Genomic DNA, 22,402 nt, shown 5'->3' with positions numbered 1-22,402 from the left:
GGCAGCGAATTGCTCGGGCGTGATTTCCATGCCCCCAAGTGTCCAATGCCCCGACCATCATCGCAATTAGTGTGAACACGCCCTAGCGCAGACTCACTTCGTGTCCTTGGCCTGCCCCGCCTGCTTGATCAGCGTCAGCAGGTCGATGGGCATGGGAAAGACGATCGTGGACGCCTTGTCCCCGGCGATGGTGCTCAGGGTCTGCATGTAGCGAAGCTGCATGGCGCCGGGTTCGGAAGACAGCATGTGGGCGGCCTGCATGAGCTTCTCGGAGGCCTGCAGTTCGCCTTCGGCATGGATGATCTTGGCGCGCCGCTCGCGTTCCGCTTCGGCCTGCTTGGCAATGGCCCTCACCATGGAGTCATTCAGGTCCACATGCTTGATCTCGACATTGGCCACCTTGATGCCCCAGGCATCGGTCTGCGCATCCAGCACCTGCTGGATGTCCAGGTTGAGCCGCTCGCGCTCGGCCAGCATCTCGTCCAGTTCATGCTTGCCCAGAACGGCACGCAGGGTGGTCTGGGCCAGCTGGCTGGTGGCCACCATGAAGTTCTCGACCTGGATGATGGCCTTCTGCGGATCGACCACGCGGAAATAGACCACGGCATTGACCTGCACCGAGACGTTGTCGCGCGAGATCACGTCCTGGGTGGGCACGTCCAGCACGATGGTGCGCAGGTCCACCTTGACCATCTGCTGCACGCCGGGAATCACGATCACGAGGCCTGGGCCCTTGACCTTCCAGAAGCGCCCGAGCTGGAAGATCACCCCGCGTTCGTATTCGCGCAGGATGCGCAAGGACGCCGCGATCAGCGCCAGCACGGCAATGGGCAGCAAGCTGCCGAATCCGAGGTTGCCGAAGTCGAGGATCATGATCCTTCTCCTTGAGGTGTGTCGGTTGGAATCACATCGAGCGTCAGGCCGTCGCGGGTGCTCACCTGAACCCTCTGGCCCTCGCGCAATGGGGCTGCGCTGCGAGCCCGCCAGCGTTCACCGGCCACCTCGACCCAGGCGCCTTCAGGGCCGCAGGCGACCACCCGTGCAGCCTGGCCCACAACGTTGGCGTCTCCGCTGACCACGGCCCGGCGACGCGATCGCACCGCCATGCCGGCCAGGCCGATCATCACGCCGGCGCTGAGCACGGCCATCGCGGCGATCAACCCCAACGGGATGCCGAAACCCGGCACCTCGGTGTCGATCAGGATGATGGCCCCCAGCACGAAGGCCGCGATGCCCCCCAGGCCCAGGATGCCGAAACTGGGCATCAGCACCTCGGCCGCCATGAAGGCCAGCCCCAGGGCCATCAGGGCCAGGCCTGCATAGTTCACCGGCAGCAGCTGCAGGGCGTACAGGCCCACCAGCAGGCAGATGCCACCCAGCACGCCCGGCACCAGCGCCCCCGGATTGGAGAATTCAAAGAACAGGCCGTAGATGCCCACCATCATCAGGATGAGGGCTACGCTGGGGTCGGTGATGACGGCCAGCAGGCGGATGCGCCAGTCGGGTTCTTCGCGCACGATGGCTGCGCCTGCGGTCTGCAGCGTGAGCGACCGACCCTCGAGGGTCACCGTCTTGCCGTCGAGCTGGTTCAGCAGGTCGGGCACGTCGCGGGCCAGGTGTTCGATGACACCCTGCGCCAGGGCTTCGGCGGCGCTGAGGCTTGCGGACTCGCGCACTGCCTTCTCGGCCCACTCCACGTTGCGCCCGCGCATCTGGGCGAGTGAGCGGATGTAGGCCACGGCATCGCTGAGCTGCTTCTGGCCCGATACGCTGGGCGTCGGGCCCTCGCCGCGGTCGGGGGCCGAGGCGCCGGACGCGGCAGGCGCCGGCGCCCGCGAGGGGCGTTGTGCGGGTTCGGCCGGGCCGCCGAGGGCCACCGGCGTGGCAGCCCCGAGATTCGTGCCCGGTGCCATGGCCGCGATGTGGCTGGCGTAGAGGATGTAGGTGCCGGCGCTGGCGGCGCGTGCCCCGCTGGGACCCACGAAGCTGGCCACCGGCACGGGCGAGGCCAGAAGGTCACGGATGATGCGGCGCATCGAGGTGTCGAGCCCACCGGGGGTGTCCATCTGCAGCACGACCAGCTGGGCGCCGTCACGTTGCGCATGGGCCAGACCGCGCCGCACATGCTCGGCCGTGGCGGGACCGATGGCCCCTTCCACGGTGATCAGCGTGACGGAGGGAGGGGTCGTGGGGCGGGGCGGAGGGTCTGCCGCGGCGGCCGTGAGGCACAAGGACATCCCCAGGGTGGTGGTGATCCACCGCAGGATCCGGGGCAGGGCGGTCGCACACATGGTCGATGGGCGAAGTCCGTGCCGGGCCACCCGGCACGCGGGTTGCGCAGCGGGTGTCGCCGGACGGTTCGGCCCATTATGAGAGGCGGGCCTGCCTCCGTCCACCATGGAAGCGAGAAGCCCCCTGACTCAGTCGTGGATGCCGGTGCCCGGCGAGAAACGGTCGACTGCGTCGGTGATGATCCCGTCGATGCCCAAGCCCACCAGGCGACGCGCCTCGGCCGGGTCGTTCACGGTGTAGGCCAGGGCCTTCATGCCTGCCGCGTGGATGGCCTCGATGCTGGTGGCATCGAAAAGCGCATACAAGGCCGCCACCGCGCGGCATTGCAAGGCACGGGCCTGATCGAGCCAGCCCTCGCGCCACTGCTCGAGCAGCAGACCGCGGGGCAACTCGGGCGCTTCAGCCAGGGCCGCCTCCAGAGCAGCCGGCTGGAAGGACGTGAGCAGCGGAGGCGCCACCGCTGGCGTGCGCGACGCGGCCCAGAGCTCCGCACAGCGCCGGGCGACGGCGGCGCCGGTGGCTGCCTCGGTGCCTGGTGTGGGTTTGATCTCGATGTTGAGCACGAAACCATTGCGCAGCACATAACGCGCGATCGCCTCCAGCGTGGGCAGCGGTTCGCCTGCGTACGACCGCCCGTGCCACCCCCCTGCATCCAGGCGGCTCAAGGTCGCCCAGTCCAGTGTGCCGGCCACGCCCTGGCCATCGGTGGTGCGATCCAGCGTGGCATCGTGCAGCAGGAAAAGCTGGCCGTCTGCGCTGAGCTTCACGTCACATTCGAAAGCGCGATAGCCGAAACTCGCCCCATGACGAAATGCCGCCAGCGTGTTCTCGGGCGCCAGCTTGCCCGCGCCGCGATGGGCGATCCACAAGGGGTAGGGCCAGTTCATGCGATGCGCCGGTGGGTGTTCGCGTCGAACCAGTGCAGTTTGGTCGGCTGCGCCGTCATGTAAAGGGTTTCACCGACCTGCGGGTGCTGGTGGCTGTCGTCGGCTCGCACGACCACGGACGCCGTCCCCAGCTTGCCATAGATCAATCGTTCGGCGCCGAGCACCTCGACCATCTCGACCACCAGCGGCCAGCCCTGGTCACCCAGGATCAGGTGTTCGGGCCGCACCCCCAGGATCACGGGGCCCGTCACCGGGGCCGAGGTGTCTTTGGGCAGGTCGATCTCGATGCCGCCGACGGCATAGCGCCCCGAGCCCGTGGCCTGGCCTTCCAGCAGATTCATCGGCGGTGAGCCGATGAATCCGGCCACGAAGGTGGTGGCCGGGCGGGCATAAACCTCGTCGGGTGTGCCGAACTGTTCCATGTTGCCCGCGTTCATGACGATCATGCGCTGGGCCAGGGTCATGGCCTCGACCTGGTCGTGGGTGACGAACAGCGAGGTGATGCCCAGCTCGCGGTGCAGCTTCTGGATCTCCAGCCGGGTCTGCACGCGCAGCTTGGCGTCCAGGTTGGACAGCGGTTCGTCGAAGAGGAAGACCTGGGGCTCGCGCACGATGGCCCGGCCCATGGCCACGCGCTGGCGCTGGCCGCCCGAGAGCTGGCGGGGCTTGCGGTCGAGCAGGTGCGACAGCTCCAGGATGCCGGCGGCCTTGTCCACCCGGCGGCGGATCTCGTCGGCGGGCAGCTTCTTGATCTTCAGGCCGTAGGCCATGTTGTCGAACACGCTCATGTGCGGATAGAGCGCATAGTTCTGGAAGACCATCGCGATGTCGCGATCGGCCGGCTCCAGCTCGTTGACCACCCGCGGGCCGATCAGGATCTCGCCGCCGGAGATTTCCTCCAGGCCGGCCACCATGCGCAGCAGCGTGGACTTGCCGCAGCCCGAGGGGCCGACGATGACGATGAACTCGCCGTCGGCGATCTCCGCATTGACCCCATGGATGACCTGCAGCGACTGCTTGCCCTGGTGGTAGCGCTTGATGACGTTCTTGAATGAGAGGGATGCCATGTCTTTGCTTGCTTATTTTTCCGTGTCGACCAGGCCCTTGACGAACCACTTCTGCATCAGGATCACCACGAGGGCCGGGGGCAGCATGGCCAGGAAGGCGGTGGCCATCAGCACATTCCATTCCGTGTAGGACTCGCCCGAGACCAGGCGCTTGATACCCAGCACGATGGGGTACATGTCCTCGTTGGTGGTGATCAGCAACGGCCAGAGGTACTGGTTCCACCCATAGATGAACTGGATCACGAACAGCGCTGCGATGCTGGTGCGCGACATGGGCAGCAGCACGTCCCAGAAAAAGCGCATCGGCCCGGCGCCGTCCACCCGGGCGGCTTCGACCAGCTCGTCTGGAACCGTCAGGAAAAACTGGCGGAACAGGAAGGTGGCCGTGGCCGAGGCGATCAGCGGGATGGTGAGGCCGGCATAGCTGTTGAGCATGCCGAGGTTGGACACCACCTCGTAGGTCGGGCCGATGCGCACCTCCACCGGCAGCATCAGGGTGACGAAGATCATCCAGAACACGAGGTTGCGCAGCGGAAAGCGGAAATAGACGATGGCAAAGGCCGAGAGCAGCGAGATGGCGATCTTGCCGACCGCGATCACCAGGGCCATCACCAGGCTCACCCACATCATGGGCAGGGCAGGGGGCAAGGTGCTGCCTGCCGCAGTCTCGCCTCCGAACAAGGCCACCCGATAGGTTTCCCATAGATTGCTGCCGGGCAGCAAGGACATCGGGATGGTGGATGCGATGTCCTGTGCGGTCTGTGTCGAGGCGACCAGGGTCAGATAGACCGGGAAGGCCACGATGGCCACGCCAACGATCAGGATGAAGTGGGACAGGAAGGTCAGTCCCGGGCGTCGTTCGATCATGTCAGTACTGCACCTTTTTCTCGACGAAACGGAACTGGATCACCGTCAGCCCGATCACGATGGCCATCAGCACCACGGATTGCGCGGCCGAGCCCCCCATGTCCAGCGCCTTGAAGCCGTCGTAGTAGACGCGATAGACCAGGATGGAGGTGGACTTGCCGGGCCCCCCCTGCGTGGCGGCATCGATGATGGCAAAAGTGTCGAAGAAGGCGTAGACGATGTTGATGACCAGCAGGAAGAAGGTCGTGGGCGACAGCAGCGGGAAGACGATGGTCCAGAAACGCCGCCAGAAACCCGCGCCGTCGATCGCCGCCGCCTCGATGAGCGATTTCGGGATGGACTGCAGCCCGGCCAGGAAGAAGAGGAAGTTGTAGGAGATCTGCTTCCACACCGCGGCCATCACGATCAGGGCCATCGCATGGTTGGGGTTGAGCAGGTGATTCCACTCCAGGCCCAGCAAGCGCAGCAAGTAGGAGATGGTGCCAAAGGGTGAGGCGAACATGAACAGCCAAAGCACCCCGGCCACCACCGGAGCCACGGCATAGGGCCAGATCAGAAGGGTCTTGTAGAAACCCGCCCCTTTGAGCACGCGGTCGGCCATCACGGCCAGCAGCAGCGAGACGGACAGGCCGACCACCGCGACCAGAATCGAAAACACGGCCGTGGTCCGGAAGGACGCGATATACGTCTCGTCGTTGATCAGCCGCTCGAAGTTCTCCAGGCCGACGAACTCTGTGGACATGCCGAAAGCGTCCTGGCTCAGCACGCTCTGGTAGAGCGCCTGCGCTGCCGGCCAGAAGAAAAAGATCAGCACCACGGCCATCTGGGGGGCTACCAGCAGCCAGGGCAACCACCAGGACTTGAATCGGACGCGTTTTTCCATGGGTTCAAACAGTCAACGCCTGCCGCATGCACGGGGCATGGGCAGGCGCGGGAAAGTCAGGGCCCGGACGGGTGTCCGGGCAAAAGGGCGCGATTTTACGAGCGGCCGCTGTTCGCGCGCTGGAAGCGCTCGAGTTGTTCGTTGCCGCGGCGCACCGCGTCATCCAGGGCTTGCTTGGCGGTCTTGCGGCCCGACCAGACCTGTTCGAGTTCCTCGTCGTTGATGGTACGGATCTGCACGAAGTTGCCCAGGCGGATGCCGCGCGACTTGTCGGTGGTCTTGCGAATCATCTGCTCGACCGAGACGTCCGTGCCCGGGTTCTGCTTGTAGAACCCCGACTTCTCCGTCAGCTCGTAGGAGGCCTTGGTCAGCGGCAGGTAGCCGGTGCGCTGGTGGCTCTTGGCCGCTTCCTCGGGTTTGGACAGGTGGGCGAAAAACTGGGCCACGCCCTTGTAGTCCTCGTCCTTCTTGCCGGCCATCACCCACAGGCTGGCGCCGCCGATCACGGTGTTCTGCGGAGCGCCCGGCACGTCGGGGTAGTAGGGCAGGGTGGAGATGCCGCTCTCGAACTTGGCGTTGCGCTTGATGTTGCCATACAGCGCAGACGATCCCGTGGTCATGGCGCACTCGCCGGAGACGAAGGTGGCGTCTGCGGCGTTGCCGCGGCCCTTGTAGACAAACAGGCCTTGCTTGGCCATGTTGCCCAGGTTCTCGATGTGGCGCACGTGCAGCGGGCTGTTGAAGGTCAGGCGGGCATTCATGCCACGCATGCCGTTACCCATCGTCGCAAACTCGGTGTTGTGCCAGGCCGAGAAGCTCTCCAGCTGGGTCCAGCTCACCCAGCTGGTGGTGAAGGGGCACTTGTGGCCGCTGGCCTTGAGCTTGGCGGCCGCCAGGGCCACCTCGGGCCAGGTCTTGGGAGGCGCGTTCGGGTCCAGGCCGGCCGCCTTGAAGGCGTCCTTGTTGTAGTGGAAGACGGTGGTCGAGCTGTTGAAGGGGAAGCTCAGCATCTGGCCGTTGGGGGCCGTGTAATACCCCGCCACGGCTGGCACATAGGCATCCGGGTCAAAGGTCACGCCAGCCTTCTTCATCACCTCGCCCACGGGCACGATGGCGTTGCGGCTGGCCATCATCGTGGCCGTGCCCACCTCGAACACCTGCAGGATGTGAGGGGCGTTGCCCGCGCGGAAGGCGGCGATGGCCGCCGTCATCGACTCGTCATAGCTGCCCTTGAAGGTGGGGACGATGCGGTAGGCGGTCTGGCTGCTGTTGAAGTCCTTGGCCAGGTCGTTCACCCACTCGCCCAGCGCGCCGCCCATCGAATGCCACCACTGGATTTCCACCTGGGCGTGGGCCGGCGCGGCCGTGACGGCGACGATGGCCGCGGAAAGAGCGAGAGATTTCAGTTTCATGACAACTCCGTGAAAGGTGTGCGGGTAGAAACAAAGCCCGCGAAGGCTAGTGCCTGTTTATGACAGGAGCGTTTCTGTCACGGATCGCGGGGGTATCGCAACCGGGTAAGTCCCATGGTTTGTCCTGACTCAAAGATGCAGGAGCGTTGAGGGGCGCCCGCACCAGTAGGCCCGGGGCCGGTGCGGTTTCGTTCGGGGGTGTCCCGGCGCTGTGCTGCGCTGCGGTACGATTGCCCTTTGCGCGTCCGAAAATCCACAAGCCCCACGCGCCAGGCGCCCATGAATGCACCGCTGCCCCTGAAGGACCTTGCCGCCCCTGCGGCCGAGGCCGCCCTCGCCGCGCCGCCCCGGCTGCGCGAGATCCCCTACAACTACACCTCCTTTTCGGATCGCGAGATCGTCATCCGGCTGCTGGGCCCGCGTGCCTGGGAGGTGTTGCAGCTTCTGCGGGAAGAGCGCCAGACGGGACGCTCCGCCCGCATGCTGTACGAGGTGCTCGGTGATATCTGGGTGGTCGAGCGCAACCCCTACTTGCAGGATGACCTGCTCGACAACCCGCGTCGCCGCCGGTTGCTGATCGAGGCCCTGCATCACCGGCTGCGCGAGGTGGAAAAGCGCCGCACGCCCCAGGCCGACCCTGAGCGCGATGCTCTGGTGGGCGAACTGCTGGTGGCGGCACGGGCTGCGGTGGAATCCTTCGCCCGTGGCTTCGACGAGGTGGACGCCCTGCGCCGACGCGCCACCCGTGTGCTGGGCCGACACACCCAGCGCGACAACATCAAGTTCGATGGTCTGAGCCGGGTGTCCCACGTCACCGACGCAACCGACTGGCGCGTCGAATACCCCTTCGTCGTGCTCACGCCCGACACCGAGGCCGAAATGGCCGCCCTGGTGAAGGACTGCATCGAACTGGGCCTGACCATCATCCCGCGCGGGGGCGGTACCGGCTACACTGGCGGGGCCGTGCCGCTGACCTGGAAGAGCGCGGTGATCAACACCGAAAAGCTCGAGGCCATGACCGAGGTCGAGATGGTGACGCTGCCCGGCGTGGACCATCCGGTGCCCACTGTCTGGACCGAAGCGGGCGTCGTCACCCAGCGGGTGGCCGATGCCGCCGAGCGCGCAGGCTTCGTGTTTGCGGTGGACCCCACGTCGGCCGAGGCCTCCTGCGTGGGCGGCAACATCGCGATGAACGCAGGTGGCAAGAAGGCCGTGCTCTGGGGCACCGCCCTGGACAACCTCGCCTCCTGGCGCATGGTCACACCCGAGGCCCAGTGGCTGGAGGTGGTGCGCCTGAATCACAACCTCGGCAAGATCCACGACGTTGAGGTGGCCAGCTTCGAGTTGCGCTACTTCGAAGCCGACGGCAAGACGCCGATCCGCACCGAGCGGCTGGATATTCCGGGCCGGACCTTCCGCAAGGAAGGTCTGGGCAAGGACGTGACCGACAAGTTCCTGGCCGGCCTGCCGGGCATCCAGAAAGAGGGCTGCGACGGTCTCATCACCAGCGCGCGCTGGGTCGTGCACCGCATGCCGGCCCATGTGCGCACCGTCTGCCTGGAGTTCTTCGGCAATGCCCGCGAGGCGGTGCCCAGCATCGTCGAGATCAAGGACTTCATGTTCGCCGAGGCAAAGAAGCCTGGCGGTGCCATCCTCGCCGGGCTGGAGCACCTGGACGACCGCTACCTCAAGGCGGTGGGCTACGCCACCAAGTCCAAGCGCGGCACCTTGCCCAAGATGGTGCTGATTGGCGACATCGTCGGCGACGACCCGGACGCCGTGGCCCGTGCCACCTCGGAGGTGGTGCGCATCGCCAACGCCCGCTCGGGCGAGGGCTTCATCGCCATCTCGGCCGATGCGCGCAAGAAATTCTGGCTCGACCGCAAGCGCACGGCCGCCATCAGCCGCCACACCAACGCCTTCAAGATCAACGAGGACGTGGTGATCCCGCTGCCGAGGATGGGCGAGTACACCAACGGCATCGAGCGCATCAACATCGAACTCTCTCTGCGCAACAAGCTGGCCCTGGTCGACCGGTTGGAGGCCTTCTTCACCCAAGGCCACCTGCCACTGGGCAAGACCGATGACGCCAGCGAGATCCCCAGCGCCGAGCTGCTGGAGGACCGTGTGCAGCAGGCCCTGGCGCTGCTGCGCGAGGTGCGTGCACTGTGGGCTCAGTGGATGAGCCAGCTCGACGTGGTGCCAACCGACGGTGAGCGCAGCATCTTCGAGCGGCTGCAGGATCACAGCCTGCGCGCGTCATGGAAGACGCAGATCCTCAAGCCGCTGCAGACGGTGTTTGCCGGCGCGGCGTTTGCGCCCATCCTCGACGAATGCCGGCGCATCCACAAGGAGGTCCTGCGCGGCCGCGTCTGGGTGGCGCTGCACATGCACGCCGGCGATGGCAATGTGCACACCAACATCCCGGTCAACTCCGACAATTACGAGATGCTGCAGACTGCCCACGAGGCGGTGGCGCGCATCATGAAGCTGGCGCGCAGCCTCGATGGCGTGATCTCGGGCGAACACGGCATCGGCATCACCAAGCTCGAGTTCCTCACCGACGAAGAGATCCGCGACTTCGCTGCCTACAAGCAGCGAGTCGATCCCCAGGGCCGCTTCAACAAGGGCAAGCTGCTGCGCGGCGTGACGGTGGGGGGCGAGACGCTGCATGCCGATCTCACCAACGCCTACACGCCGAGCTTTGGGCTGATGGGCCACGAATCGCTGATCATGCAGCAGTCGGACATTGGCGAGATCGCCAATTCGGTGAAGGACTGCCTGCGTTGCGGCAAGTGCAAGCCGGTGTGTGCCACCCATGTGCCGCGTGCCAACCTGCTCTACAGCCCGCGCAACAAGATCCTGGCCACCTCGTTGCTGGTCGAGGCATTCCTGTACGAGGAGCAGACCCGTCGCGGCGTGTCGATCAAGCACTGGGAAGAGTTCGAGGACGTGGCCGACCACTGCACGGTCTGCCACAAGTGCCTCTCGCCCTGCCCGGTGAAGATCGACTTCGGTGACGTGTCGATGAACATGCGCAACCTCCTGCGCAAGATGGGCAAGAAGAGCTTCCGCCCGGGCAACAGGATGGCGATGATGATGCTCAATGCCACCCGTCCCGAGACCATCAAGCTGCTGCGCACGGCCATGGTGGACGTGGGCTTCAAGGCCCAGCGCCTGGCCAACGACCTGCTCAAGCGCGTCGCGCGCAAGCAGACGGCCCGACCGCATGCCACGGTGGGCACCGCCCCGGTCAAGGAGCAGGTGATCCACTTCATCAACAAGAAGCTGCCGGGCGGCTTGCCCAAGAAGACGGCGCGGGCTCTGCTGGACATCGAGGACAAGAACTACGTCCCCATCATCCGCAACCCCAAGACCACGACGCCCGAAACGGAAGCGGTGTTCTATTTCCCGGGGTGCGGGTCGGAGCGCCTGTTCAGCCAGGTGGGCCTGGCCACGCAGGCCATGCTCTGGCATGCCGGTGTGCAGACCGTGTTGCCGCCGGGCTACCTGTGCTGCGGCTATCCCCAGCGAGGCTCAGGCCAGTACGACAAAGCAGAAAAGATCATCACCGACAACCGGGTACTGTTCCACCGCGTGGCCAACACGCTGAACTACCTCGACATCAAGACCGTCGTGGTGAGCTGCGGCACGTGCTATGACCAGCTCCAGGGCTATGAGTTCGAGAAGATCTTCCCCGGCTGCCGCATCGTCGACATCCACGAATACCTGCTGGAAAAGGGCATCAGGCTCGACGGCCAGGGCGCCTACCTGTACCACGACCCCTGCCACAGCCCCATGAAGCTGCAGGACCCGATGAAGACCGTGCAGGCGCTGGTCGGTCCGCAGGTGCTCAAGAGCGAGCGCTGCTGCGGCGAGTCGGGCACCCTCGGGGTGACCCGACCGGACATCTCCACCCAGGTGCGCTTCCGCAAGGAAGAGGAGATCCGCAAGGGTGAAGCCGCGCTGCGTGCCACTGGGGCGGTGCGCGCTCAGGAGAACATCAAGATCCTCACGTCCTGCCCGAGCTGCCTGCAGGGGCTCACGCGCTACGGGGAGGACCTGAACAACGGCCTGCTCGAAGCCGACTACATCGTTGTCGAGATGGCGCGCCACATCCTGGGTGAGGACTGGATGCCGGCCTACGTGAAGGCCGCCAACGACGGCGGCATCGAGCGCGTGCTGGTGTGAGCGCACGGGCGATGTCCGAGTCTTCCACGCTCGTGTTCGACCCGGCTCGCCAGCCGGCGCCAGGGTGTGAACTGTGCCGATCCCCTGGCGGTCTGCTGGTGGCCTGCAACGGCGCTTGGCGCGCCATCCGCGTGGACGATGAGGCCTATCCCGCCTTCTATCGCCTCGTTCACCGTGAACACGTGGCCGAGATGAGCGACCTGGCCGCGTCCGAGCGCGCGCGTTGCCTGGAACTCCTGGTCGGCATCGAGGAGATCTTGCGCGAGGTGCTGTGCCCGACCAAGATCAACCTGGCCTCTCTGGGCAACATGGTGCCCCACCTGCACTGGCATGTGATCGCCCGCTTCGACTGGGACGGCCATTTCCCGCAGCCGGTCTGGGGCACACGACAGCGAGCGGACGATGCGTTGCGCCTGGCGCAGGTGCGCGCCAGGCTGCCTGAAGTGGATCACCGTGTGTCCAGGCTGTTTGAAGCGGGCGTGTGAGCGCCGACTCCCGCGCCGGGACTCCCCGTTCAGAGGGTTGGCCCCAGGCAGCTTCGGTGATGTAATCAGGAGTTTGCACCTGAGCCTTTCTTGAATTGCCGCCAGTCTCGGCCCATGTCTTTCACGCACACCCTGCCATCCACCTCCATCGCATCGCCATGGGGCGCTGCCGGGAGCCTGTCTTCGAGAGGGCGGGCATGATGACCGGATGGCTGAGGGTCATGGCGGGCGCCCTCCTGTCCCTGGGCACCACGGCTTGGGCGCAGGAGCCCCCTGAAACCCCCGAAGGTGGGTTCAAGGGCTTCGCCATCATGGGCGAGAACCCTTTGAGTGCCGGAGAGACCGCCGCCTTGCTGGCCCCTCTGCTGCGTCAGCAGCCGTCGGCCCAGGTCCTGGAGCAGGCGGCGGTGCGTCTGGAGCGGGCCCTGCACGATCGTGGGTATGTGCACTACCGGGTGGTGCTGCCCGTTCAGGCGCCTTCGGACACCATCAGCCTCAACGTCCTGCGCCGCACGGTTTCGCGCGTGGAGTTCGTGGGGGTGGGGGCGTCCGTCGATGAAGCCGCCCTGCGCGCGGCCCTGCCCGAGCTTCAGGAGCGAGCCTCTCCCAACGCGCAGCGCCTGGCGCGTGAGCTCGCGATCGCCCAGCGCAACCCGTCCCGCCAGATGGAGGTGGACTGGGTGCCCGATGCCGCAACCGACACCGTGACCGCGCGGGTCCGCGTGCAGGAGTCCCGCCCCTGGTCGCTGGGGGCTTCCTGGAGCAACGCGGGGACCCGCGAGACCGGCCGTGACCGCCTCCACGTCGGTGCCAGCCATCACGATGTCCTCGGGGGGGGTGAGCTTCTGTCGGTGGCCTACACCACGTCTGCCGACCGTCCGTCGAGGGTCAGCCAGATCGGTGTTCGCGCCGAGGTGCCATTCCCCGCCTGGGGAGGGGTCCTGCAGGCACAGCATTTCCGCTCTGACGTCGTGGGCCGCTTTGGCGTGGATCGCCCGGACCGAGGCCTTGCAGGCTTTGACTCGACAGGTCCGGGGCACGAGACGCGCCTGGGCTATGCCTACCATGTCGGCCACCGCTCGGTGGGGCGTCAGTCCTACTGGCAGGTGGCCATCGACGACAAGCGCTTCGAAGCCTCGGACCTCGAAGGGCAGCCACAGGCCACAGGCGTTCGGCGCTCGCGCCCCTTGTCGCTGGAGTATGCGGCGCGGTCCGCCACCGGGGTCACGCAGTGGTCCTACGAGATCGGGTTTGCCGCCAACGTTGCCCGCGGCGAGGGCAACGACCTGACCGCCTACCGGACGGAAAACGCGGAGATCGAGACCACCCATTGGAAGGTCTGGCGGGCGGCATTGGACGCCACCACCGAATGGGGAGAGGGGTGGCAGGGGCTGGCTCGCCTTCACGCCCAGTACAGTCCCGATCTGCTGCTGGCGGGGGAAGCCTTCGGTCTTGGCGGCATCGGCTCGATCCGCGGAGTACCCGATCGAGCGCTGTATGGCGACAGCGGCTGGGCCGCCACGCTGGAGGGGCGCACCCCGCCGCTGTGGCAAGGCCTGCGTCTGCTCGCCTTCATCGACACGGGGGCCGTTTACAGCGACCTCACCGACAGCCCGGTTCGTCGCCGCAAGGATCGGCTCACCAGCGTGGGTCTGGGGGTGCGCTACGCCCACGCCAACGGTGCCAGCCTGAGGGCCGACTACGGCCGGGTGGTGACCGGCAGCCGTGCTGACGCCGGGGCCAATCCGACCGCGCCGACCCAGGGGGACGATAAACTTCACGTGAACGTGTCCCTGGCATTCTGAGGCGCAACGCCCCGCCTGGTGCTCGTGAGCACTTGAGTTTTCCCCAGCGGCACCCCGGAGGTGCCGGAGATGGATCCCATGGCCGGCCTTGAAAAATCCACCCCCACGCCCACCGAGATCACGGTGCACCAGCAGTCGCGTGTGCTCGAGCTGCGTTTCAGCGACGGCGCTCATTTCCGCGTGCCGTTCGAGCTGATGCGGGTGTATTCGCCGTCAGCCGAGGTGCAGGGCCATGGTCCTGGACAGGAAGTGCTGCAGACGGGCAAGCGGGAGGTTGGCATCACCTCGCTGGAGCCCGTGGGCAACTATGCCGTCCAACCCACCTTCAGCGATGGGCACGACTCGGGCATCTTCTCCTGGGACTACCTCTACTTCCTGGGAGCCCAGCAAGAAAAGCTCTGGTCCGACTACGAGCGTCGCCTCGCCGATGCCGGCGTCGATCGTGACGCGCCGATGCCGGCCGCTGCTGCTGCTTCCTGCGGTCATCATCACTGAAACCCGAGCGCGCAAGCCCCGCTGCATCTCGGGGTTGTCGCAGCATTCATGACGGCCGACACTTAGGATGTTCACCATGAGCAGCACCCATTTCGGATTCCAGACGGTTGACGAGGCCGAGAAGGCGCAGCGCGTGCGCGGCGTGTTCGACTCCGTGGCTTCGCGCTATGACTTCATGAACGACCTCATGTCGGCGGGGCTGCACCGGGTCTGGAAGGCCTACACCTTGGCAGTGTCCGGCGCCCGCGCGGGGCAGCAGGTGCTCGACATCGCTGGAGGGACGGGTGATCTGGCAATAGGTTTTGCCCAGCGTGTGGGACCCTCCGGCACGGTGGTGCATACCGACATCAACGAAGCCATGCTGCGTGTGGGCCGAGATCGCCTGACGGATCGCGGCCTGCTGCTGCCCACGGTCTTGTGCGATGCCGAGCAGCTGCCCTTTGCGTCCAACCGTTTCGATGTCGTGAGCGTGGCCTTCGGCTTGCGCAACATGACGCACAAGGACCGGGCCCTGACCGAGATGTGCCGGGTGCTTGCACCGGGAGGCAAACTGCTCGTGCTGGAGTTCTCGAAGGTGGCGGCCCCCCTGTCCAAGGCCTACGACTGGTATTCCTTCAACGTGCTGCCCCGACTGGGGCAATGGGTGGCGGGCGATGCCGAGAGCTACCGCTATCTCGCCGAATCCATCCGCATGCACCCCGACCAGCAGACCTTGAAGTCCATGATGAAGCAGGCGGGCTTCGGGCACGTGGACGTTCACAACCTGACGGGCGGCGTGGTGGCCCTGCATGTGGGGATCAAGTGCTGAGCATGGATGTGGGTGCCGGGACGCCCTGGCTCCTTGGCCTGGGCATGCTGGGGATGGTGGGGGCTCTGGCCTGGCTGGGGTGGCGCCGACGTGCCCACGGCGATCGTGAACCCGGCGCGATGGCCCGGCCTTCGGATCCCCGTCGGGGGGCGGCACGCTCGTCGCTGGCCAGCGGCGACTATGACCCGGCCGACTTCGCACCCGAATCCAGCGTGCATCTGACCCGCACGCCGGCCGCGGACGCAAGTGCCCGCGCCCACGGGCCATGGTGGGGGGTGCCCGAGGGGTTCGACGCCGAGGCCTTCCTCGACGCGGCCAAACGCAACTTCGTCGTTCTTCAGCAGGCCTGGGATGCGGCCGACCTGGCTCGCCTGGGCGAAATGATGACCGACGACATGCTGGCCAATGTCCGCGCCCAGCTCGCCGAGCGCGGGGACCAGCCCAACCGGACCGACGTTGTCACCCTGCAGGCCACCTTGCTGGGCGTGGAAGACCTGGGGCCGCAATTTCTCGCCAGTGTCGAATTCTCCGGCATGATCCGCGAGGAAATCAGCGCCGGCGCATCACCGTTCCGGGAGATCTGGAACCTCACCAAGTTGCGTGACGGCGGCAGTGGCTGGCTGCTGGCCGGGGTGCAGGCGCTGCAATAGGCGTCCTGCCCCTCAAGTGAGGGCTGGTTCACCCGTTGTCCGCGGGGCTAGACTGCGCAGCAGTCAGCCTGCGGTCCAGGTTCCAGACTGCAGCCCATGTGGGTTGACCCGGCTGGAATCGCCTGTCGTAGGGCCAGATGAGGGGATCGGACGTCGGGTTCTCGCGTCGGTCCGTGAGGCAGTTCCAGTTCACACCCGTCCGACTCCAGGGAAACACATGATGATGCGACGCTGGCTCCTGAGCTGTCTTGTCCTGCTGGGCGCATGGGGCCTTGCACAGGCTCAGCGCGCGGAGCACCTGCTCGGCCCGGGCGACGTGGTCCGCATCGCTGTGTACCAGAACCCCGACCTCAGCCTGGAAACCCGCATCTCGGAACTGGGCGAAATCGCCTTTCCACTGATCGGTAGCGTGAACCTTGCCGGCCGTTCGACCACCTCTGCGCAGAACGAGATCGCGCGCTTGCTGCGCGAAGGCAACTTCGTGAACAACCCGCAGGTCAGCGTGGCGCTCATGCAGGTGCGCAGCGCCCAGGTGTCCATCCTGGGACAGGTTGCCCGTCCCGGTCGTTATCCGATCGAAACGGCGGGGAGCAAGGTCTCCGAAATGATCGCCGCGGCCGGAGGCATCAACCCCGAAGGTGGCAACGTCGTCACCCTGACGGGCACCCGCAATGGCCAGCCGGTGAAGATCGAAATCGACCTGCCCGCCGTGCTTCAGGGAGGGCGCGCCGATCTGGATGCACCTGTGGCCAACGGCGACACCCTCTTCGTGGACCGCGGCCCCGTGTTCTTCATCTATGGCGAGGTCCAGCGACCGGGGCAGTTCCGGCTGGAACGCGGCACCACGCTGATGCAGGCCCTCGCCCAAGGGGGTGGGCTGACCCAGCGCGGCACCGAGCGAGGCATGCGTGTGCATCGCAAGGACGCCAACGGCAATGTCCGGGTGCTGCAACTGAACCTGACGGATCTGGTCGAGCGCGACGACGTCATCTACGTGCGCGAATCCATCTTCTGAGGCAACGCCGATGCCGCAACTCTCGCTCATCCAGTACCTGCGCATCATCTGGGCACGAAAGTGGCTGGTGCTGGCTGTGTTCGTCAGCGTGGCCACGGTGGGCATCGTCACCGTACTGAACCTGCCCAAACAGTACACGGCCAACGCGATGATGGTCGTTGAGGTGCGGCAGGATCCCATTCTCGGGGCTTTGGCAGCACCCTTCAACATGGCCACTGAGCTTGAGATTCTGCGCAGTGAGGTGGTCGCAGCACGTGTTGTGCGCATGCTTGGCATGCTCGATGACGCTCAGGTGATCGAAGACTGGCGAAAGAATACCGATGAAAGGATTCCGCTGGATCGCTACTTGGCTGGTTTTGTCCAGCGCAGCATGTCAGTGGAGCCCGTTCGAGGAAGCAATGTGCTGAACGTGGGGTTCAGTCATAGCAGCCCAGCTGTTGCCGCAGCTGCGGCGAATGCTCTGGCGCAAGCCGCTATCGATGTGTCCGTTGAGATGCGTGTGGGGCCGGCCCGTCAGTCTGCAACTTGGTTCGAGGATCAGAGTCGGGTCTTGCGCAATGAGCTTGAAGCAGCCCAGGCTCGGTTGTCCCGGTTCCAGCAGGAGAAAGGCATCGTTGTTACCGATGAGCGTCTGGATCAGGAAACGGCTCGTTTGAACGCTCTTACCGCCGAACTCGCGACGGCTCAAGCTGAAAGGTTGGAGGCACTCAGCCGGCAGCGCAACATCGGCGATACCTCTCCTGATGTGTTGCAAAGTGCTGGTGTTAACCAGATTCGCTCCCAACTCAACCAGGCAGAGACTCGTTTGAGTGAGATCAGCCGCAACCTGGGCGTCAACCATCCCCAGCGTATTCAGCTGGAAGCTCAAATCCAAGAGCTGAGGCAGCAACTCGATGCAGAGATGCGGCGCGTTTCCAGTGGCACGACCGTCATCAGCCGTGCCAGTGCTCAGAAAGTGGAAGCCCTGCGCGGCATGATTGAAGCTCAGAAACGTCAGCTCCTGGAAATGCGCTCCGCTCGCGACCAGATCGCCGTGCTGATGAGGGATGTGGAAACGGCGCAGCGAGCCTATGAAGCCGTGAGCCAGCGCAGCAGTCAACTCAACCTCGAAAGCCAGGCCAGTCAGTCGATTTTGCGTATCCTGAGTCCTGCAGTCGAACCGCTCGAGTTCACAAGTCGCAAGGTCAAGATCGGCGTCTTAGGATCGCTGGTGGGCGGGCTCGGCCTGGGCCTTCTGTTGGCGTTGGGTCTGGAGATCTGGGATCGGCGCGTGCGTGGGGTGGAGGATGTGGACGGCATCGAGGGGATCCCCTTGATCGCGACACTTGGGACGGCAACTGCTGGGTCCGGGCGCCGGCCAAATCTCCCGCGCCCGCACGCCCCTGGGTCGCCTCCTGCCCTTCAATTGCCTGGGGCTCGTGGATGAAGATGTCGATGTCGGTGGTGCCATCCGTTCAACGGATGAGCAGGCCGATCGGGGCCATCCTGGTCGACGCAGGCAAGTTGTCTGCCCAGGAGGTTGAGCAGGTGCTTCAGGCTCAGCGACAGCATGACCTGCGGTTCGGGGATACGGCGGTCAAGCTCGGGCTGCTCACCACTCAGGACGTCCAGCATGCGCTGGCTGAGCAGTTCGCCTTCCCCTACCTGAGAGCCTCCGACCATGGCCGAGCCATGAGCGAAGACCTTGAGGCTGCGTATCAGCCCTTCGGCAGTGCCGCAGAGCGGATCCGCTCATTACGTAGCCAGCTGATGCTGCACTGGTTCAGCAAGACCGAGAGGCGTCAGATCCTTTGCGTCGTGGGGGCCCAGCCGGGTGAAGGGCGAAGCTATCTTGCGGCCAATCTGGCCATCGTGTTTGCCCAAGCAGGGGAGCGTACGCTGTTGATCGACGCGAACCTGCGCCGTCCTCGGATCCACGACATGTTCGCCCTGAACAACCGGAGCGGGTTGTCCACGCTTCTGTCGGGGCGTACAGGCAACGAGGCGATCGTTCATATCACTGAACTGGCGGGGCTGTTCGTGTTGCCATCGGGACCGACTCCGCCCAATCCCGTCGAACTGCTTGGCCAAGTTGCGTTTGCCGACTTGCTCAATAGTGCACGAGCAAGCTTCGACATCGTGATCATCGACACCCCCGGACTGTCAGACGGCGACGATGCCATATTGGTGACAGCCCGCGCCGGGGCAGCCCTGACAGTGGCGCGGTCAAGACACACAAAAGTCGAGGCTTTTCGCAGCATGCTTGCGGAGATGAAGTCCATGGGGGTGGTCATGACAGGGACGGTCCTGAACGATATCCCGGCCAATCGGGCCGTGGCGTCATGATGAGTAAGTCCCTGGTTGGAAGCTGCCGCCAGCACGCGTCCCGGTGGTCCTGACTGCAGGCCGCCCCAGGCCGCGTGTGACTTGCCATGCCAGAGCATCTCAGAGCCCTCGTCGTCATCCTGGGCATCGCTATCCCAGCCTTCTGGCTGGCGCGTCGGGCGCTCTGCGACGGGTTGATGCGGGCAGAAGACTTCGACCGGCGCCGCAACCTGTGGTTTGCCGTGACGTTGTTGGCCTTCCTGTCGCACAGCTTCTGGCTCTACATCGCCCTATGCGGCGTCATGCTTCTGGTTGTCGGTTCCAAGGAGCGGAATCCAGCAGTTCTCTATGCACTGTTGATCTTGGCCGTTCCGGGTTTCGAGCAGTCAGTGCCAGGAATGGGTTTGATCAACTATGTCTTCGATATCAACCATATCCGGTTGCTTAACCTCGTGATACTGCTTCCTGCCGCCCTTCGGTTGGGGCAGTCCCCGGCACTGGCGGGGTCAGGGCGCTGGAGGCTGTGCGATAGATTGCTTGTCGCATACATATTGTTTTCTCTGCTGCATCGGGCTTCATTTGATTCGGCAACTGGAACACTGAGGTTTGGTTTTTATCTTTGGCTGGATATATGGCTTCCGTACTTCGTGGTATCGCGGTACTTGAATTCGATTAGGGATTTCAAGGAGTTCATTGCTGCTTTTGTGCTGGGGGTTGCGATTACAGCGGTGATCGCTGCATTCGAAACAACTCGGCACTGGTTGCTGTACGAGAGTCTGCGATATGCATTGAAGCTCCCAACGGTTCTACCGATGTATCTGACCAGAGGAGAAGGAGGAGGGTTGCGTGCTTATGTGACCACACTCAACCCGATCGCATTGGGTTACACAATGATGGTGGCCTTGATCTTCGCTCTGGCATTGACGAGGGACGTTGCCGCCAGGTGGCAAGCTGCGCTCCTCATCGGTGTGCTGGTCATTGGCTTGTTCGCCCCGCTATCCAGAGGGCCGTGGGTCGGTGCAGCTGTGGGTTTGCTGGGGGCCATGGCATTTGGACAAGGCGGCGCCCTGCGAGCGATCAAACTACTGGCAATTGGTGCGGTTGTGTTTGGTTTGCTCTTAATTTCGCCATATGGGCCTAAGGCGATTGATCTCCTGCCGTTTGTTGGCTCCGTGGAGGCAGAGAATGTCACGTATAGGCAGAGATTGGTCGATGTATCGATGATTGTATTTTGGGAGCGACCTCTTTTCGGTTCTCCTGATTACCTTCTGCACCCGGCACTCGAGGAGATGCGCCAAGGGCAAGGGATCATTGACGTGGTGAATACTTACCTTGGTGTGGCGCTCTACTCCGGTTTTGTGGGATTGCTGCTTTTTCTGGCTCCGTTCTTGGTCGCAGGGTTCTTCGTGTGGCGGAGCTTGCGCAGACTCCATCCACTTCAAGATGGCTACCAATCGCTCGGGCGGGCCGTTCTGGGAGCACTTATAGGTGCAGCAATCACGATAGCAACTGTCAGCAGCATCACAGTGATTCCGACCATCTACTGGCTGCTCCTCGCCTTGGCAGTTTCGTTCATCGGCTTGGCCAAGCACGATCCATCGTCGATCGACGCCACCGCGGCGTCCACCGACGGTCCGAATCATCGCGCGGCGGCCTATGCATACAGTAGGCAGAGCCGGGCCATGAGTCATTACACCGCTTGCAGCCATGCCTGACCTGTCTCAATCGGCTGCTCACCCCGTTCCTCCACAGTTGGTTTCGACTGGTTCGAAGGGGCTGAGCGGCAACGTTGCACGCGGCACTGCCTGGGTGCTGCTGGGTTTCGGCTTATCCCAGGTTGGACGACTTGTCGGCAACATTCTGCTGGCGGCACTGCTTTTCCAGGAGGCGTTTGCGCTCATGGCAATCGTCGGCGCCATCATCCAGGGCCTGGTGATGTTTTCGGACATCGGCCTGGGCCCGAACATCGTGCAGAACAAGCGCGGGGATGACAGGGACTTCCTCGACACTGCCTGGACCCTGCAAGTGCTGCGAGGCATCGTCCTGGCGGCGCTGGCCACGGCGCTGGCCTGGCCGCTGGCAGCTTTTTACGCCCAGAACGATCCTGCAGCCTGGGACCTGCGATGGCTGATCCCGCTGGTGGCTGTGGGCCTGCTGGTCGAATCCTTCCAGTCCACGAAGCTCAAGACGGCTGCCCGGCACGTGAATCTTTCCCGGGTGACGTTGATCGAACTCGGGTCCCAGTTTGCCGGCCTCGCCGTGATGCTGCTGACGGCATGGTGGACGCGCTCCGTGATGGCGATGGCGCTGGGTGGCGTCGTGACCATGTCGCTGCATTGCCTGCTCAGCCACCTCATGCTCCCTGGCGCGGGCAACCGGTTTCGCTGGGACCGCTCAGCGGTCTGGGACATCGTGCACTTCGGCAAGTGGGTGTTCCTCAGCACCGTGATCAGCTTCTTTGCGCTGCAGATCGACAAGCTTGTTTTCGCCCGCCTGTTCCCTTTGGATGAGGTGGGGGTCTACGCCATCGCGGCCAGCCTGGCCATCATGACGCCGATGCTCATGGGGAGATTGCAGACGGTGATTGCTTTCCCGCTGTATTCGCGCATGCTGGATCGCAACGAGCCGCTTGCCGATGTGGTTGCGCGGTCGAAGCCGCCGATGCTGCTCGCTGGCGCCTATCTGGTGACGGCTGCGATCGTGTGCGCGCAGAGTTTCGTGGATCTTGCGTATGACGACCGCTATGCGGCCGCAGGGACCTTCATCATGGTCCTCTCTGTCGGAGCTTGGTTTGCCATCATCGACGGCATCTATGGTGCGGCCTTCCTGGCGACCGGGCGTGCACACTGGGTTGCCGCCGTGAACGCCACCAAGGTGGTGTCCTTCTGCATCATGCTGATGCCTGCGGTGGCTTGGGGAGGGATCCTGGGAGCGGTGTGGGCGGCAGCCCTGTCCGACCTCATCAAGCTGGGGTTGGCCATGGTCCTTGCCAGACGCATCCACCTGCTCAACCTCTGGCCTGAAGTGCGCTACACCGCCGCCGTGGTACTCGCTGTTAGCGCCATCCTCGCTCTGCCGATCCTGGCTCCCGTGTTGCCCAACCTTCATCCGGCATGGCGCCTGCTTCTCCAGGCGTTGCTGGTCACGGCGTTCTTTGGCTGGCCCTTGGCGAAGATGGCTCGCGCATGGCTTCGCCAGTCTCGGCAGCCCTAGGACAGAACTGCAAGATCGATCCTATGCA

Annotated in this window: 17 protein-coding genes and 1 pseudogene; 11 read left to right on the top strand and 7 right to left on the bottom strand. The window is 64.6% G+C overall.

Annotation, left to right across the window (positions count from 1 at the left end):
- Nucleotides 1–93 precede the first annotated feature (93 nt).
- From C1704_RS17045 to ugpB, 7 genes are all read right to left on the bottom strand, one after another.
- Complete coding sequence (locus C1704_RS17045) at nucleotides 94–873, bottom strand: slipin family protein (protein WP_104303939.1); 780 nt, start codon at nucleotides 871–873, stop codon at nucleotides 94–96.
- A complete protein-coding gene (locus C1704_RS17040) occupies nucleotides 870–2,291 on the bottom strand; it encodes an NfeD family protein (protein ID WP_211286961.1) in 1,422 nt (473 codons plus the stop codon). Before C1704_RS17040 ends, C1704_RS17045 begins: the two co-directional genes overlap by 4 nt.
- Nucleotides 2,292–2,420: 129 nt before the next feature.
- On the bottom strand, nucleotides 2,421–3,179 hold the full coding sequence (ugpQ, locus tag C1704_RS17035) for a glycerophosphodiester phosphodiesterase (protein ID WP_104303938.1): 759 nt from the start codon (nucleotides 3,177–3,179) through the stop codon (nucleotides 2,421–2,423).
- On the bottom strand, nucleotides 3,176–4,246 hold the full coding sequence (locus C1704_RS17030; RefSeq protein ID WP_104303937.1) for a sn-glycerol-3-phosphate import ATP-binding protein UgpC: 1,071 nt from the start codon (nucleotides 4,244–4,246) through the stop codon (nucleotides 3,176–3,178). Before C1704_RS17030 ends, ugpQ begins: the two co-directional genes overlap by 4 nt.
- 12 nt (nucleotides 4,247–4,258) lie before the next feature.
- On the bottom strand, nucleotides 4,259–5,113 hold the full coding sequence (ugpE, locus tag C1704_RS17025; protein WP_104303936.1) for a sn-glycerol-3-phosphate ABC transporter permease UgpE: 855 nt from the start codon (nucleotides 5,111–5,113) through the stop codon (nucleotides 4,259–4,261).
- Between the two features lies 1 nt (nucleotide 5,114).
- Nucleotides 5,115–5,996 (bottom strand): sn-glycerol-3-phosphate ABC transporter permease UgpA, encoded by an 882-nt coding sequence (ugpA, locus tag C1704_RS17020; protein ID WP_104303935.1) that lies wholly within the window; start codon nucleotides 5,994–5,996, stop codon nucleotides 5,115–5,117.
- Between the two features lie 95 nt (nucleotides 5,997–6,091).
- Nucleotides 6,092–7,408 carry a sn-glycerol-3-phosphate ABC transporter substrate-binding protein UgpB gene (ugpB, locus tag C1704_RS17015; protein WP_104303934.1) on the bottom strand — a complete coding sequence of 439 codons (1,317 nt, stop codon included), beginning with the start codon at nucleotides 7,406–7,408 and terminating at the stop codon, nucleotides 6,092–6,094.
- 279 nt (nucleotides 7,409–7,687) lie between these two features.
- On the opposite strand from ugpB, the gene C1704_RS17010 reads away from it, so the two are divergent.
- The 11 genes and pseudogenes from C1704_RS17010 to C1704_RS16960 all read left to right on the top strand — a co-directional run bounded on the left by C1704_RS17010 (nucleotide 7,688) and on the right by C1704_RS16960 (nucleotide 22,374).
- Nucleotides 7,688–11,599 (top strand): DUF3683 domain-containing protein, encoded by a 3,912-nt coding sequence (locus C1704_RS17010; protein WP_104303933.1) that lies wholly within the window; start codon nucleotides 7,688–7,690, stop codon nucleotides 11,597–11,599.
- An 11-nt stretch (nucleotides 11,600–11,610) separates the two neighbouring features.
- Complete coding sequence (locus C1704_RS17005) at nucleotides 11,611–12,084, top strand: HIT family protein (protein ID WP_104303932.1); 474 nt, start codon at nucleotides 11,611–11,613, stop codon at nucleotides 12,082–12,084.
- A 197-nt stretch (nucleotides 12,085–12,281) separates the two neighbouring features.
- Nucleotides 12,282–13,889 (top strand): ShlB/FhaC/HecB family hemolysin secretion/activation protein, encoded by a 1,608-nt coding sequence (locus tag C1704_RS17000; RefSeq protein ID WP_211286960.1) that lies wholly within the window; start codon nucleotides 12,282–12,284, stop codon nucleotides 13,887–13,889.
- 78 nt (nucleotides 13,890–13,967) lie between these two features.
- Nucleotides 13,968–14,384, top strand: a complete 417-nt coding sequence (locus C1704_RS16995) for a gamma-butyrobetaine hydroxylase family protein (protein ID WP_104303943.1) — start codon at nucleotides 13,968–13,970, stop codon at nucleotides 14,382–14,384.
- Nucleotides 14,385–14,460: 76 nt separating this feature from the next.
- Nucleotides 14,461–15,192 carry a bifunctional demethylmenaquinone methyltransferase/2-methoxy-6-polyprenyl-1,4-benzoquinol methylase UbiE gene (ubiE, locus tag C1704_RS16990; RefSeq protein ID WP_104303942.1) on the top strand — a complete coding sequence of 244 codons (732 nt, stop codon included), beginning with the start codon at nucleotides 14,461–14,463 and terminating at the stop codon, nucleotides 15,190–15,192.
- A gap of 269 nt (nucleotides 15,193–15,461) precedes the next feature.
- Nucleotides 15,462–15,842, top strand: a pseudogene (locus C1704_RS17830) (Tim44 domain-containing protein); the annotation flags it as partial.
- Nucleotides 15,843–16,059: 217 nt separating this feature from the next.
- Complete coding sequence (gene epsE / locus C1704_RS16980) at nucleotides 16,060–16,857, top strand: polysaccharide export protein EpsE (protein WP_336469948.1); 798 nt, start codon at nucleotides 16,060–16,062, stop codon at nucleotides 16,855–16,857.
- A gap of 10 nt (nucleotides 16,858–16,867) precedes the next feature.
- Nucleotides 16,868–18,283: a Wzz/FepE/Etk N-terminal domain-containing protein gene (locus C1704_RS16975; protein WP_104303929.1), complete on the top strand. Its 1,416-nt coding sequence runs from the start codon at nucleotides 16,868–16,870 to the stop codon at nucleotides 18,281–18,283.
- Nucleotides 18,280–19,182 carry a chain length determinant protein tyrosine kinase EpsG gene (gene epsG / locus C1704_RS16970; RefSeq protein WP_104303928.1) on the top strand — a complete coding sequence of 301 codons (903 nt, stop codon included), beginning with the start codon at nucleotides 18,280–18,282 and terminating at the stop codon, nucleotides 19,180–19,182. The genes C1704_RS16975 and epsG overlap by 4 nt, the downstream gene beginning before the upstream one ends.
- 86 nt (nucleotides 19,183–19,268) lie before the next feature.
- Nucleotides 19,269–20,876: an O-antigen ligase family protein gene (locus tag C1704_RS16965; protein ID WP_104303927.1), complete on the top strand. Its 1,608-nt coding sequence runs from the start codon at nucleotides 19,269–19,271 to the stop codon at nucleotides 20,874–20,876.
- Complete coding sequence (locus C1704_RS16960; protein ID WP_104303926.1) at nucleotides 20,869–22,374, top strand: oligosaccharide flippase family protein; 1,506 nt, start codon at nucleotides 20,869–20,871, stop codon at nucleotides 22,372–22,374. Before C1704_RS16965 ends, C1704_RS16960 begins: the two co-directional genes overlap by 8 nt.
- Nucleotides 22,375–22,402 lie beyond the last annotated feature (28 nt).

The sequence above is a fragment of the Caldimonas caldifontis genome, assembly GCF_002930615.1.
GTDB lineage: Bacteria > Pseudomonadota > Gammaproteobacteria > Burkholderiales > Burkholderiaceae_C > Caldimonas > Caldimonas caldifontis.
This window is presented reverse-complemented; position numbering and strand designations above follow the sequence as displayed.